Consider the following 12785-nt stretch of genomic DNA (forward strand, 5'->3'; position numbering starts at 1 on the left):
CACCGATCGCGGACCGATCCTGTCCGCGATCGGCGTCACGGTGGTGCCATGAGCGATCACAGCTGGAACCGACTCCTGCGGGATCAGATGGACCGGCACTGGGAGCACCAGGTGCGGAGGGGACTCGACGGGCTCACCGACGAGGAGTACTTCTGGGAACCGTCCCCAGGCAGCTGGAACGTCCGTCCCCGGGGGAGCAGCACCGCACCCGTGCGGGGTGGGTCGGGGGCGATGACGATCGACTTCGCGTACCCCGAACCGAGTCCCCCGCCCCTGACGACCATCGCCTGGCGGCTCGGACACGTGATCGTCGGCTGCCTGGCCCTCAGGAACGCCGCGCACTTCGGCCGGGCGGCCACCGACTACTTCACCTTCGACTACGCCCCGGACGCCGCGACCGCCCTGCGCCAACTCGACACCGAGTACGCGACCTGGCTCGCCGGGGTGGAGTCGTGGGGCGAGGACGCCCTGCTCGAACCCTGCGGACCCGCGGAAGAGGGGTACGCCGACACCCCGAGGGCGGCCCTCGTCCTGCACATCCACCGCGAACTCATCCACCACCTGGCCGAGGTGTCGCTGCTGCGCGACCTGTTCCGCACGAAGGAGGTCTGACGTGGTGCGGGAACTGCAGATCACGATCGACTGCGCCGACCCGGCCCGCCTCGCCGGGTTCTGGGCGGAAGCCCTCGGCTACCGGGTCCAGGGGCCGCCACCGGGTTTCGACACCTGGGCCGCGGCGCTCGACGCCTGGCAGGTACCCGAGGAGCAGCGCAACGACGCCTCGGCCGTCGTGGACCCGTCCGGATCCGGACCGCGGGTGTTCTTCCAACGGGTCCCCGAGGAGAAGCGGGTCAAGAACCGGCTGCACCTGGACGTCCGTGCCGCCCCCGGACTCACCGGACCGGAACGGATGGCGGCGTTGGAGCGCGAGGCTGACCGCCTCGTCGGCCTCGGCGCGCACCGGGTCGCCCGTCTCGAACCCGCCCCACCCCTCGGAGCCGGGCACCTGGTGCTCGCCGACCCCGAAGGGAACGAGTTCTGTCTCGACTGACCTGCGCCGACGAGAGGCCGGGGTTCAGGTGCCCGTCGACCTCGTCAGTGAGCGCCGACGTCGCGTCGCTCAGGAACGTCGACCGGTCGAACCACCGTCCGGGCTGAGCGCCGGGGAGCCTCGTCGCGGCGTCGTGCTGACTCGCGACACCGACGACGTCGTGCACGAGCAGCGGTGCGGCGTCGAACTGGAAGGGTTCGGGTACCCAGCGCGTCGAGTTCCGTCTCGACAACGCGTCCACGCCACCGGCGTCCAGGACCTCGATCGCCGCGTTCACGATGCGCGCCGTGGACACGGCGTACCGTCGTCGCCCCGCGTCGGCTGAGGAGGGTGGGGCAGGGCACCTGGGCGATGGCCCGGAGGCCGAGGACGAGTGGGGCGTGGACACGGAAGGTCCACGCCCCACTCAGGTCTCGCGGGTGCCGTCGAACCCGCCCCGGCGAACCGAGGCGAGTTCGGAGCGGTCAGGAACTCATTCCGCCAGCGGCGACGGGCCGAGCTCGGCGAGGAGCTCGCCCATCTTCTGGTAGGCCTTGTTGCGGTAGTCGATCAGCGCGGCCAGCTTCTCCGGCTCGAGCTCGAGGAACCCGGAACCGGTCTTCGTGCCGTACTTGCCGGCGTCGACGAGCGCGGTGAGGTTCGCCGGGGCGGAGAGACGCTCGCCGAAGTGGCCCTCGAGGACCTTGAAGCCCTTGGCGTAGACGTCGAGCCCGGCCATGTCGGCGATCGCGAACGGCCCGAAGAACGGCAGCCGGAAACCGAAGGTCGTGGAGACGATCGTGTCGACGTCGGCGGGGGTGGCGACACCCTCCTCGACGACCGACATGGCCTCCTTCAGCAGCACGTACTGCAGGCGGTTCAGGACGAAACCGGGGACGTCCTTCACCTGCGCGCCACGGCGGCCGGCGCGGGTGAGCAGGTCCTCGATGAGCGGCAGGACGGCCGGGTTGGTCGCCTCACCCATCACGAGCTCGACACCCGGGATGAACGGCGCGGGGTTGGAGAAGTGCACGGTGAGGAACATCGACGCGTCCTCGAACGCCTCGGACAGGACCTTCACCGGGATGGTCGAGGTGTTGGTGCCGATGATGGTGCCGGGGGTGACGGCCTTCTCCACGCGGGAGAGGACGTCCTTCTTGACCTGCGGGTCCTCGAAGACGGCTTCCTCGACGAAGTGGACGTCGGCGACGGCCTCCTCGATGGAGTCCGCGGGGTGGAACTTCTCCTTGAGGGTGTCGGTGCTGCCCGCGGGGAACAGCCCCTGGGCCTCGAAGAGTTCCGACTCCTTCAGGAGGCGCTCGTAGTTGCGCTGCGTCGACTCCTTGTCGGCGTCGGCGAGCCACACGTCGTTGCCGGCCAGCGCCAGCGACTGGGCGATGCCGCCGCCCATGTAGCCGGTGCCGATCTGGGCGACCTTGGTGATCTTGTCGGTGCGGGGTGCGAGAGGCACGGGAGGTCTCCTGGTGTGGTGGTGGCTGGTTCGACGGTGAACCGGACCTCCTGCGCCTCAGGCGCGGTCGGCCGGTCCGTCGTCCGTGTCGGTGTGGTGTGCGTTGAGCGGGTGGTCCGCGATCTCCTGGATCACGAGCCGGAAGTTGGCGACGTCGTGGGCGAAGCGGCCCAGGAACAGGCCGTCCACGCCCTCGGCGACGTCGGTGAACATGCCAGGGCCGGCGCTGCCGCCGTAGAGGATGCGGGTGACCCCGCGACGGTGCGCGAGGGCGTCGCGCAAGCGGGTGGTGACCCCGACGACGTGCTCCGGCGGGGCCGGTTCGGTCTGCCCGATGGCCCAGTTCGGTTCGTAGCCGATGACGACCTCGGCCTCGGAGGGCACGTCCTCGAGCGCGGCCAGCACCTGGCTGATCGTGGTGCGGGCTGCGTCGGGGACGTCGATGCGCACGTTCTCGCCGATGCAGATCAGCGGGACCAGCCCGTTGCGGGCGGCCGCGGCCGCCTTGCGGGCGGTCACGATGTCGTCCTCGGCGAACATGCGCCGGCGTTCGGCGTGCCCGATCTCGACGAACCGCGCACCGGCCTCGCGCAGCGCCGCCGGCGACACCTCGCCGGTCAGCGCCCCGAAGTCCTCCCAGGAGGCGTCCTGAGCGCCCACGGCGATACCCGTGCCGCGCAGGAGGTCGATGCCGGTGGTGATGTTGAGGAAGTCGGGGATGACGAACGCGTCCACGCCGCTACCCGCCACGTCGCGACCGAGGGTCGCGACGTCGGCGAGGTAGCTGCGCGTGCGGGCCAGGGAGAAGTACATCTTCAGGCTGACCCCGACGAGCGGGCGGGGACGAGTCGTCATGGTGCGCGGGCTCCAGATCTAGGTGGGCATCAGCAGGAACCGACGGTACCTGCCTCGCCCTCCGTCGCGGTCTCGTACCCGGTGATGGCGTCGACCTTCTCCGCCGAGGCGGAGGTCTCGTCGAAGACGTAGCCCAGGAACTCCTTCGCCAGACGGCGGGCGAGCTCCTTGCCGATGACCCGCTCGCCCAGGGTCAGGACCTGGGCGTTGTTGGAGAGCACCAGACGCTCCACGGAGAAGGAGTCGTGGGCGACGGAGGCCCGGATCCCCGGGACCTTGTTCGCCGCGATCGCCACGCCCATGCCCGTCCCGCAGACGAAGATCCCGCGATCCGCCTCACCCGCGGCGATCTTGCGGGCGGCGGCGACGGCGACGTGGGGGTAGGCCGTCTTGTCCGTGTCGCTCCCGACGCCGACGTCGAGGACCTCCTTGACCCGGGGGTCCTTCAGCAGGTCGGCCTTGATGGCGTTCTTGTAGGAGACACCGGCCTCGTCGGCGGCCAGCACCACACGCCACTGCAGATCAGTCATGCGCTTTCCTTCCTCAGAGCTTCTCGGCGACGGTGCGCGTCACCAGCGCGAGCGAGACGGCACCGGCGTCGGGGTGACCGATGGAACGCTCCGCCAACGGCCGCGCCCGCCCGATCTGCGGCCGCAGCTGCTTCGTCGCCTCGGCCGCGTCGGTCGCCGCCTGCGACGCCGTGGTGAAGGCCGTCTTCAGGTCGTCACCGGCGCCGATCCGCTCGGCGAGGGTCTCCGCGAAGGGGACCTGGGAGTCGAGCATCGTCTTGTTGCCGACGCGGGCACCCGCGAGGCGCATCACGGCCTCCACCGACGCGGTGGCGCCTTCGGAGACCTGCTCCGGCGTCGGCGTGCCCTCGTCGCCGAGCTTCTCGGCGAACGCGTGCAGCAGCACGCCCCAGATCACCCCGGAGGTGCCGCCGGCACGGTCGGCCCACGCCGCACCCGCCGCGGACAACGTCGACGCGGCACCGGCCCCGGCGTCGGCCGCCGTCCGGGCCGCCTGCGCGGCCGCGACGGAGCCGTTGACCATGCCGGTGCCGTGGTCGCCGTCACCGGCGATGGCGTCGATGCGCCCGAGTTCCGCTTCCGCGTCCTTGAGGACCTCACGCACGGCCTCGATGAGCCCGGCGATCTTCTGCCCCGACTCCTGCGCCGCCGCGGGAGTGCCGCTGTAGTCGGCGACCTCGTCCTCGGGGACGACGTACGTCGGGGCCGGGGTCGTCTCGATGCTCGCGCCGACGCTGAGCGCCGGGCACTGCGCCGGGTCCGTCCACAGCTTCTCGAGTTCCTCGTCCAGCCACGTCACCGTGAGCGAGCAACCCGCCATGTCCAGGCTGGTGACGAGTTCCCCGACCTGGGGGGCGACGATCTCGTAGCCCGCGGCGCGCAGCTGCTTCGCGATGGGCACGTAGAGCAGGAACAGCTCCTCGTACTTGGTGGAGCCGAGGCCGTTGACCAGCACCGCGATCCGCCCGGAGTCCGGCGCGTCGTCGGGCTTGCCGGCGAGGACCTTCTCCACGAGCAGGGTCGCGATCTCCTCCGGGGTACCGATGGGCTCCTCGGAGATCCCCGGCTCACCGTGGATGCCGAGCCCGATGGCCATGTTCCCCGGGGTGACGGTGAACAACGGCTCGGTCTCACCGGGGAGGGTGCAGCCGGCGAAGGCGATGCCCATCGAGCGGGTGACGTCGTTGACGTGACGGGAGACCCGCACGACGTCCTCGAAGTCGTAACCGGCCTCCGCGGCGGCACCGGCGATCTTGAAGGCGACGACGTCCCCGGCGATGCCCCGGCGTTCCCCGTTGGCGCCCTGGCCCTCGGAGGCGACGTCGTCGGTCACGACGAGCAGTTCCGCGGGGATGCCCTCGGCGCGCAGGCGTTCCGCGGCGAGGCCGAAGTTGAGGATGTCACCGGCGTAGTTGCCGAAACCCAGCAGGACCCCGCCACCGCGGTTCGCGGCCTTGGCGACGTCGTAGACCCAGCGGGTGGAGGGGGAGGCGAAGACGTTACCGCACACAGCGGCGTCGGCCAGACCCGGTCCGACGTAGCCGGCGAAGGCCGGGTAGTGCCCGGACCCGCCACCGGCGATGACGGCGACCTTCCCGTCGGGGGTGGCGGTGGAGCGGATCACCCCGTGCGGGACCGGCTGCACGAAGCGGGAGTAGAGGTCCACGAATCCGGCAACGGAATCGTCGACGAACGAGGACGGGTCCCCGAAGATCTTCGTCATGCGAACGGTCTCCTTCGATCGCTCAGTGGTTCACGGCGGAGCTGCTGAACTGCTTCCAGGTCGTCGCCCTGGGCAGGACGCGACGGATGTACTCGCGGTTCGTGGCGCCGACGCTGATGCTGTCGCCGCCGTAGTGTTCCACGCAGAAGGCGCCCCGGAACCCGGCCTCGATGGCCATCGTGATCGCCTTGCGGTAGTTGATCGTGCCGAACTCCAGGGGAGCCGGGTGGGTGCGGACGGAACCGGTGCCGGGTTCCTCGTCGCGGTAGTAGTTCTTGAGGTGCCAGTAGTTCGTGTAGGGGAACGTCTTGGCGGCGATCTCCTCCCACGGCTCCACCTCGCGGTGCAGGCGCAGGATGTTGCCGAAGTCCGGGTTGAGGCCGACGTTGTCGAAACCCACGTCCTGGACGAACTGCACCATGCCGTCGGCGGTGCCGAGGTAGGTGTCCTCGTACATCTCCAGGGCGATCTGGACGCCGACGCTCTGGGCGTGCGCGGCCAGTTCCTTGATCTTCGCGACGGCGACGGCGCGGACGTCGTCGCTGAAGTCGTCGGAGTAGCCGGGCTGCAGCCAGAACCACAGGGCCTTGGCCTGGTCGGGGGTGAAACCGCGCATGAACCCGAAGTTCACGACCGGGATGCCGATCGCGGCGCACGCGTCGATGGCGCGGTGGGAGTAGGCGAGGTTCTCGTCGGCCTTCTCGTGGTCCATCACCGAACGACGCGAGGTCGAGAACGCCGGGATCGTCAGCCCGGCCTGACGCACCGTGGCCGAGAACTCGTCGAGACGCTCGGGGGAGAGGTCCGCGATCCGGATCCAGGTGTCGGTCGGGTCGATGCTCGTGTAGCCCGCGTCGGTCATGACCTCGAGCGTCTGCGCCCACCCCTCGGCGGACTGCTCCTGCACCGTGGTGCCGTCCTTCAGGACGTGCGGGTGCGGCATCATCGGGACGGTGATCGGCCAGTTCTGGCGGGTCAGCACGTCCGGGAAGCCGTCGAACACGCGAGTGCTCGTCGGGGTGTGCGCGTCGTCGCTCACGGTGTCACTCCAAAAGGTCGTCCGTTGAGTCAGATTCTATAGAAAATCACGCCAGAAGGCGAGCGCCTCCCGGCGTGTTCACTCGACCGCCCGGTCCAGGACACCCTGCAGGTGCGCGCGCATGGCCTGCGCGGCGCCCGCCGGATCGCGCTGCTCGAAGGCGCGCACGATCGCCTCGTGCTCCGAGACGCTCTCGTCCGCATCGCTCACCCGTTCCTCGACCTGGTGCAGACGCTGCACGAAACCGCGGAAGGAGTCCAGGGTCCGGACGATGAACGGGTTGCCCGTCCCCTCCGCGACCAGCTCGTGGAAGGACCAGTCGGCCTCCAGGTAGTGCTTGAAGCCGGCGTAGCCCGGACCGGTGGGCGCGGAGCGCTGGTCCTCGACCGCGCTCCACAGCCGGGCGACGAAGGCGTCGTCGGTGCGGACGCAGGCACGCTCGGCGTTGCCGGGTTCCACCAGCAGCCGGACGTCGACGAGCTGGGCGAGCTCCTCCGCCGAGAGCAGCGGCGCGGCCCGGTAGCCGCGGCGGGCGCTGCGGACCACGAGGCCCGAGCCCTCCAGGCGGGCCAGCGCCTCCCGGACCGGGGTGGCGGAGACGCCGAGGCGGACGGCGAGGGTCTGGGTCCGCAGCGCCGAGCCGGGCTCCAGGCCCCGGTTCATCAGGAGTTCGAGGATCGCGTCGTGGACGGTGTCGCTCAGTCCCCGCGGGGCGTCCACCGACCAGTCGCCGTCGTCGGTGGTCGCGCGGGAGCTGTCCATGGCACCGGGACGCTACCCGAGACGCGCTCCCGGGGGCGGCACGCTCTACGGTGGCGCAGGTGAGCGCGGACACGACGAACGGGACGAACGGGACGGGCGCGGCCGAGGCGGAGGTCGTGGACCTGTGTCGCGATCTCCTGCGCATCGACACCTCCAACTACGGCGACGGTTCGGGTCCGGGGGAGCGCGTCGCGGCCGAGCACGTCATGGAACTCCTGCACGAGGTCGGCCTGCAGCCCGAGTACGTCGAGGGGTTCCCCAAGCGCGGCAACGTGGTCGTGCGGGTGCCCGGTGACGAGCGGGGAACCGCCGGGCGCGGCGCGCTGCTGATGCACGGCCACCTCGACGTCGTCCCGGCGCAGGCGGCCGACTGGAAGGTCGACCCGTTCTCCGGTGAGATCGCCGACGGCTGTCTCTGGGGTCGTGGCGCGGTCGACATGAAGGACATGGACGCGATGCTGCTCGCCGTCCTGCGCGACATGGCCCGCCAGGGGACCAAACCCCCGCGCGACATCGTCTTCGCGTTCCTCGCCGACGAGGAGGCCGCGGGCGTGCAGGGTGCGGAGTGGCTGGTGCACGAGCGCCCCGAACTGTTCGAGGGGGTCACCGAGGCCGTCAGCGAGGTCGGGGGTTTCTCCGTCGACCTCGACGGGCAACGCACCTACCTGCTGCAGACGGCCGAGAAGGGACTGGCCTGGTTGCGTCTGGTCGCCCACGGTCGTGCGGGCCACGGGTCGCAGGTCGGCACCGACAACGCCGTGACCCGGTTGTGCGCCGCGGTGACGCGGATCGGTGAGTACTCCTGGCCGTTGGAGTACACCGCCACCGTGCGGCAGTTCCTCGAGGGTGTCTCCGAGATCACCGGGGTGGCGTTCGAGGAGACCGATCCCTCGGCGCTGCTCGCGAAGCTCGGCACGACCGCCCGCTGGGTCGGGGCCACCCTGCAGAACACCGCGAACCCCACCGCGCTGGACGCCGGGTACAAGCACAACGTGATCCCGGGCACGGCGAGCGCCCTCATCGACACCCGGTTCCTGCCGGGACGTCAGGAACAGCTCATGGAGGTCATCCGCGACCTCGCGGGCGAGCGCGTCGACGTCGAGGTCGTCAACCAGAGCGTCGCGCTGGAGACGGAGTTCGCCACCCCGTTGGTGGACCGCATGCAGGCCGCCCTGCTGGCGGAGGACCCGGGGGCGAAGGTGCTGCCGTACTGCCTGTCCGGGGGTACCGACAACAAGTCGTTCTCGCACCTGGGGATCCGCGGCTACGGTTTCGCGCCGCTGCGGTTGCCGGCGGGGATGGACTTCGCGGGCATGTTCCACGGGATCGACGAGCGCGTTCCGGTGGACGCCCTGGAGTTCGGCGTGCGGGTGCTGCAGCGCTTCCTCGCCGACGCCTGAGGTCCGGGTCCGGGTGGGCTCGGGGTGGTGCGGTCGCCGACTCCGCCGCCAGCCGCCACCCTGAGCAGGTGACCGACATCGAGCACTCCCAGCCCCCGGCCCCCGTGGCCGACAGCTTCACCGCCCTGACCGGCAACCTCGACCAGTTGCTCGCCGCGGCCGAGAGCGCCGGCGACGAGGCCACCGCGGGTCTCGCCGGAGGTCTGCACGCCGCGGCCCTGGACGCCCTGCGCTCCATCGCCGCGGCCTGCGGCGTCGACTGGGACGGCGTCCTCGCCGAACGCGACCGCCGTTCCGTCGTCGCGGAGTGACCTCCTCCGGTCCGAGGAGCCCGGGTTCCTCAGACCGGGAACCGGCCCGACGGGTTCGTGATCACGAACAGTTGCGACCGGCCGTCGTGCCAGAGGCCGTCGACGATGCCGAGGTCGCGCATCCCGATCCGGCTGGCCGTCGCACGGCTGCGGAGGTTGTGGGTGTGGGTGAGGGCCCACACCTCGTCGTGACCCGCGTCGAAGGCGTCGTGGACGGCGGTGAGGGCCGCCGCTGCCGCGTAGCCGTGGCCGACGGCGTCGGGGTGGAGGTACCAGCCGACCTCCACCTCACCGTGCTCGGAGTTCGGTGCGGTGAAGAGCAGGACGCTGCCGACGGGTTCGAGGCGGTCGGGGGTGACGATGGCGCGCGTGCCCAGCGGGGGTTGCGCGGTCAGCGCCCACTGCTCGATGCGGTGGCGGGCCTGGGTGACCTCGGCCAGCGGGACGCGCGCCGCCTCCCCGAACCACTGGATGACCTCGTTGCGGCGCAACAGGTCGTAGAGCCGTTCAGCTTCCTCGGGCCGCCACGCCCGCAGGCTGACCGGGGGAAGTCCTGAGATCTCCGCGGTCGTCACGGGCCTCACGGTAGCGCCGGGCTCACCCCCCGGGTGGGGGTGACGGCGACGATGCCGTGCAGCAGGGCTCGCAACGCCCAGCGCAGACGGTCCCGCCCGGTTCCGGAGAAGAGTTCCTCGCCCACCCGGTCGAGGTGGACGAGGTCTCCGTCGTGGTGGCGGACGGCGTCCTGCTCGACCGCGTCGTCGGTGTCGGGGGAGTCGCGACGGGTGGCCTGCTCCGCGGCGGTGGCCGTGGCCAGCTGCAGCAGCAGGTCCACCCCCCACGCCGCCTGGCGTGCGGGGACGTGGCCCCGGTGCAGCTCCCCGAGCGCCCGGTCCACGAACGCGAGGAACTGCGGACCGGTGGGACGGACCGCGACCAGCGAACGGGCCAGTCCGGGGTGGCGGAAGAGCAGTTCGGTGTAGCCGCTGAACTGCGCGACGAGGCGTTCACGCCAGTCCCCCTCCACCGGAGGCTCGAGGTCCAGCAGCAGGCGGTCGAGGATCGCCGCGTGCAGTTCGGCGGTGTTGCGCACGTAGACGTACAACGACGCCGGGCCGGTGTCGAGGGCGGCGGCCAGCTTCCGCATCGTGAGCCGTTCGAGGCCGTCGGCGTCCATCAGGCGCAGGGCGACGTCCACGATCGCGTCGCGACTCAGCGGGGGTTTCGCGGGTCGTTCCCGGCAGCTGAGCGGGGTGGGGGTCACGCCCGGGCTCCGGCGGCCGTCGCGGCGTGGATCGCGAACTGCTCGACCAGCGGCGCGGGTGAGTCGGCGCAGAAGATCAGGTCGAGGTTGCGGGCCGCCTCGTAGCCCGCGAGCGCCGTCTCGGAGTCGTCGGGGTGTTCGAGCAGGGCGCGGGCGAGTTCGGCGCCGTCGAGGAGGGTGACCCCGGGGACCCGGTCCCAGGTGAGTCCGGTGGGGAGGGCGTGGACGGGGCGGGGGGTGAAGCCGCTGTCGGCTTCGTGGACGAGGCGGAGCAGGCTCTCGTCCCAGCCGTCGAAGGCGGTGAGGAGGGCGGTGCGGGTGTCGATGCGCCGCCGGGTCCGGTTCTCGGGGACGCGGAGGCCGGCGTAGACGTGGAGGCTGCCGTCGGTCTCGCGGTGGGCGAGGAATCCCTGGTCCTGACCGAGGGCGAAGAGCATCCCCGGGCCGACGGTGTCGGCGGCGAGATGGTGGCGTGCGTCGGCGTCGACGAGGTCGAACTCGACGAAGGAGATGCCGCTGTAGGCGGGGACCGCGGGGGTCAGGAGGGGCCGTACCCGCGACCAGGCGCCGTCGGCGCCGACGAGGAGGTCGGTGGTCGTGGTGGTGCCGTCGGCGAGGGTGAGGGTGTGGCCGCCGTCGGGGTGGGGGTGGGTGGCGGTGAGCCTGGCGCCCCAGCGGAGAGGTCGAGGACGAGGGCGTCGACACCGTGGACGTGCAGGACGCAGGCGAGGGTGAGGCCGGCGCCCACGATGGTGAGCGGTCGACGAGTCACGAACACGATCGCGACGAACATGTTCGTCGGCGTCAAGGGGGAGTGCGCGTCCTACGCTGCTGCCGTGCCCCGCTACGACCGTGACGAGATCGCCCGCCGCTGCGGGCACGACAGCTGGCAGCAGGCCGTCGAGGCCACGGCCCACCTCTCCCAGCAGGAGGCGGGCCGGGTGCTCGGCGTCAGTCACCCGACGGTGCGGGTCTGGCGGGCCGACCTGGGCGTGGGGGTGGCCGTGGCGCGCCCCTCCGCGGCGGAGCGCAAGGCGGCGTTCCTGGCCGATCCCGCTGATCCGCGGCACGGTTCGGCCAACGGCTACCGCAACGTCGGTTGTCGCTGCGAGCGGTGCACCGAGGCGTGGACGACGTACCAGCGGGAACGCCGCAACGCCTGACATCACGCGACATCACTGGGGTACCCTGGATCGCATGGCCCAGATGACCCTCCGCCTCTCGGAGGAGCACGAACGCATGCTGGACGACCTCCAGCGACGCAACCCCGGTGTCTCGCGGCAGAAGCTCTTCGAATCGATGCTCGAGCAGTCCACGCGCGAGCAGGAGGAGGAGATCGCGACGATCGCCGAACGCATCGCCACCAGCAACCCCGCGCTGTGGGAAGCGCTGCGCGCTCGGTGATCCCCGAGCGTCCCCGCTTCCTGACCGTCGCCCAGATCAGCGAACTCGCCGACTGGCTCGCCGAGGAACCCGTCCGCATCCGCGACGTGGGGGCCCTGGTGGCCGCTGCGTCGCGGCCTGCCGTCGACGTCGACGGTGAACGCGTCTACCGCGACGAGTACGAGCAGGCGGGCGCTCTGATGCACGCCATCGCCACGACGCGGCCGTTCGACTCAGCACTGAACCCGGGGATCGCGTTGTTCGTCGCGCTGGCCGCCCTGGACCGCAACGGGATCAAGACGTTGCGACCGGACGCCGACCACGGCCAACGCCTCGTCCGCTCGGTCGCCGAAGGGCTCGACGACGTCGGTCTCATCGCGACCCACCTGCGGCAGATCGCCCTCGGGGAGCCGTGGCGGGAGACGTTGCCCCCGAGCTGAACGTTCCCCTCGAGGAAACGCACCGGCCGGGCCCCTGACGGGGCCCGGCGACGGGGACGGTCAGTCCGAGGTGGCGCCGGTGAGCGTGTCGAGCGCTTCCCGCGTCGGGGTACCGGACTTCTTCGCGGCGACGGCGGCGTCGACGAGGGAGATGAAGAAGTCGTCGAAGGAGGTGTCCTCGCCGTGGGCGTCCCAGTGCTCGGAGGTGATCTCCGAGGTGAAGGCGGCGAAGGCCTCGACCGAGGAGGCCGTGTCCGGGTAGTCGTCACCGACGGCCTGCAGCCAGTGGTGCCAGCCGTTGACGTAGGCGGCGGCCTGCTCGCGGCTGTCCGCGTCCCGCAGGACGGTGCCCACGCTGGCGGCGTCCAGGCTGTAGGGCGGCTGCGCGAGAGCCGTGGCGGCCGCGGGGTGCTCGGCGATGGTGTCGAGGGTGCCCGCACGTTCGGCTTCGTCCAGGAAGCGCTCGAGGCTGCGGTGGTTGCCGGCCGGCCAGGGCATCTTGTTGGCGCACTGCGTGCGCCTGTTGCTGGGCATGCCTGTCCTCTTCGCTCGTGGAAATCTCCCCAGGATCATCTCA

At 71.2% G+C, this 12785-nt stretch carries 17 protein-coding genes; 7 read left to right on the forward strand and 10 right to left on the reverse strand.

Going from position 1 to position 12785, the window contains the following annotated elements; all coding sequences use genetic code 11:
• The first annotated feature begins 48 nt into the window (after positions 1 to 48).
• Together SJY07_RS24340 and SJY07_RS24345 are read left to right on the forward strand one after the other, a co-directional pair.
• Entirely contained in the window at positions 49 to 612 is a 564-nt protein-coding gene (locus SJY07_RS24340; RefSeq protein ID WP_380161864.1) for a DinB family protein, read from the forward strand.
• A gap of 1 nt (position 613) precedes the next feature.
• Positions 614 to 1051, forward strand: a complete 438-nt coding sequence (locus SJY07_RS24345; protein ID WP_380161865.1) for a VOC family protein — start codon at positions 614 to 616, stop codon at positions 1049 to 1051.
• A gap of 472 nt (positions 1052 to 1523) precedes the next feature.
• Here the strand turns inward: SJY07_RS24345 and SJY07_RS24350 are convergent, their stop codons facing one another.
• From SJY07_RS24350 to SJY07_RS24375, 6 genes are all read right to left on the reverse strand, one after another.
• Positions 1524 to 2501 (reverse strand): 3-hydroxyacyl-CoA dehydrogenase family protein, encoded by a 978-nt coding sequence (locus SJY07_RS24350; RefSeq protein ID WP_328291623.1) that lies wholly within the window; start codon positions 2499 to 2501, stop codon positions 1524 to 1526.
• A gap of 57 nt (positions 2502 to 2558) precedes the next feature.
• The gene (locus SJY07_RS24355; protein WP_380161866.1) at positions 2559 to 3356 is read right to left on the reverse strand and encodes a triose-phosphate isomerase family protein; all 798 of its coding nucleotides are present in this window, start codon (positions 3354 to 3356) and stop codon (positions 2559 to 2561) included.
• A 29-nt stretch (positions 3357 to 3385) separates the two neighbouring features.
• Complete coding sequence (locus SJY07_RS24360) at positions 3386 to 3886, reverse strand: ribose-5-phosphate isomerase (protein ID WP_380161867.1); 501 nt, start codon at positions 3884 to 3886, stop codon at positions 3386 to 3388.
• A gap of 13 nt (positions 3887 to 3899) precedes the next feature.
• Positions 3900 to 5609: a dihydroxyacetone kinase family protein gene (locus SJY07_RS24365; protein WP_380161868.1), complete on the reverse strand. Its 1710-nt coding sequence runs from the start codon at positions 5607 to 5609 to the stop codon at positions 3900 to 3902.
• A gap of 22 nt (positions 5610 to 5631) precedes the next feature.
• Positions 5632 to 6648, reverse strand: coding sequence for a sugar phosphate isomerase/epimerase family protein (locus SJY07_RS24370; protein ID WP_380161869.1), 1017 nt, complete (start codon positions 6646 to 6648; stop codon positions 5632 to 5634).
• Between the two features lie 78 nt (positions 6649 to 6726).
• Positions 6727 to 7410 (reverse strand): GntR family transcriptional regulator, encoded by a 684-nt coding sequence (locus tag SJY07_RS24375; protein WP_328291618.1) that lies wholly within the window; start codon positions 7408 to 7410, stop codon positions 6727 to 6729.
• A 59-nt stretch (positions 7411 to 7469) separates the two neighbouring features.
• Here SJY07_RS24375 and SJY07_RS24380 point away from each other — a divergent pair, with 59 nt between their 5' ends.
• Together SJY07_RS24380 and SJY07_RS24385 are read left to right on the forward strand one after the other, a co-directional pair.
• Complete coding sequence (locus SJY07_RS24380; RefSeq protein ID WP_380161870.1) at positions 7470 to 8810, forward strand: M20/M25/M40 family metallo-hydrolase; 1341 nt, start codon at positions 7470 to 7472, stop codon at positions 8808 to 8810.
• 68 nt (positions 8811 to 8878) lie between these two features.
• Entirely contained in the window at positions 8879 to 9121 is a 243-nt protein-coding gene (locus tag SJY07_RS24385; protein WP_328291616.1) for a hypothetical protein, read from the forward strand.
• A gap of 29 nt (positions 9122 to 9150) precedes the next feature.
• On the opposite strand, the gene SJY07_RS24390 is transcribed toward SJY07_RS24385, so the two are convergent.
• Genes SJY07_RS24390 through SJY07_RS24400 form a run of 3 tightly spaced genes read right to left on the reverse strand, consistent with a single transcriptional unit; the run spans position 9151 to position 10822 of the window.
• Positions 9151 to 9696 carry a GNAT family N-acetyltransferase gene (locus SJY07_RS24390; RefSeq protein ID WP_328291615.1) on the reverse strand — a complete coding sequence of 182 codons (546 nt, stop codon included), beginning with the start codon at positions 9694 to 9696 and terminating at the stop codon, positions 9151 to 9153.
• A gap of 5 nt (positions 9697 to 9701) precedes the next feature.
• The gene (locus SJY07_RS24395) at positions 9702 to 10385 is read right to left on the reverse strand and encodes a TetR/AcrR family transcriptional regulator (protein WP_380161871.1); all 684 of its coding nucleotides are present in this window, start codon (positions 10383 to 10385) and stop codon (positions 9702 to 9704) included.
• Entirely contained in the window at positions 10382 to 10822 is a 441-nt protein-coding gene (locus tag SJY07_RS24400) for a hypothetical protein (RefSeq protein WP_380161872.1), read from the reverse strand. Before SJY07_RS24400 ends, SJY07_RS24395 begins: the two co-directional genes overlap by 4 nt.
• 399 nt (positions 10823 to 11221) lie before the next feature.
• Here SJY07_RS24400 and SJY07_RS24405 point away from each other — a divergent pair, with 399 nt between their 5' ends.
• The 3 genes from SJY07_RS24405 to SJY07_RS24415 are packed head-to-tail and all read left to right on the forward strand — an operon-like array spanning position 11222 to position 12208.
• Positions 11222 to 11548, forward strand: coding sequence for a hypothetical protein (locus tag SJY07_RS24405; protein WP_328291612.1), 327 nt, complete (start codon positions 11222 to 11224; stop codon positions 11546 to 11548).
• Positions 11549 to 11582: 34 nt separating this feature from the next.
• Positions 11583 to 11789 carry a hypothetical protein gene (locus SJY07_RS24410; protein ID WP_328291611.1) on the forward strand — a complete coding sequence of 69 codons (207 nt, stop codon included), beginning with the start codon at positions 11583 to 11585 and terminating at the stop codon, positions 11787 to 11789.
• Positions 11765 to 12208, forward strand: a complete 444-nt coding sequence (locus SJY07_RS24415; protein WP_328291610.1) for a hypothetical protein — start codon at positions 11765 to 11767, stop codon at positions 12206 to 12208. The genes SJY07_RS24410 and SJY07_RS24415 overlap by 25 nt, the downstream gene beginning before the upstream one ends.
• 60 nt (positions 12209 to 12268) lie before the next feature.
• On the opposite strand, the gene SJY07_RS24420 is transcribed toward SJY07_RS24415, so the two are convergent.
• Positions 12269 to 12742, reverse strand: a complete 474-nt coding sequence (locus SJY07_RS24420) for a hypothetical protein (RefSeq protein ID WP_328291609.1) — start codon at positions 12740 to 12742, stop codon at positions 12269 to 12271.
• Positions 12743 to 12785 lie beyond the last annotated feature (43 nt).

It is taken from the genome of Kineococcus sp. R86509, from assembly GCF_042466365.1.
Taxonomy (GTDB): domain Bacteria; phylum Actinomycetota; class Actinomycetes; order Actinomycetales; family Kineococcaceae; genus Kineococcus.

Coding starts and splice junctions, on each gene's coding strand:
- SJY07_RS24340 (WP_380161864.1), top strand. CDS start 49: ATGAGCGATCACAGCTGGAACCGACTCCTGCGGGATCAGATGGACCGG.
- SJY07_RS24355 (WP_380161866.1), bottom strand. CDS start 3,356: ATGACGACTCGTCCCCGCCCGCTCGTCGGGGTCAGCCTGAAGATGTAC.
- SJY07_RS24360 (WP_380161867.1), bottom strand. CDS start 3,886: ATGACTGATCTGCAGTGGCGTGTGGTGCTGGCCGCCGACGAGGCCGGT.
- SJY07_RS24365 (WP_380161868.1), bottom strand. CDS start 5,609: ATGACGAAGATCTTCGGGGACCCGTCCTCGTTCGTCGACGATTCCGTT.
- SJY07_RS24375 (WP_328291618.1), bottom strand. CDS start 7,410: ATGGACAGCTCCCGCGCGACCACCGACGACGGCGACTGGTCGGTGGAC.
- SJY07_RS24400 (WP_380161872.1), bottom strand. CDS start 10,822: ATGCTCTTCGCCCTCGGTCAGGACCAGGGATTCCTCGCCCACCGCGAG.
- SJY07_RS24410 (WP_328291611.1), top strand. CDS start 11,583: ATGGCCCAGATGACCCTCCGCCTCTCGGAGGAGCACGAACGCATGCTG.
- SJY07_RS24420 (WP_328291609.1), bottom strand. CDS start 12,742: ATGCCCAGCAACAGGCGCACGCAGTGCGCCAACAAGATGCCCTGGCCG.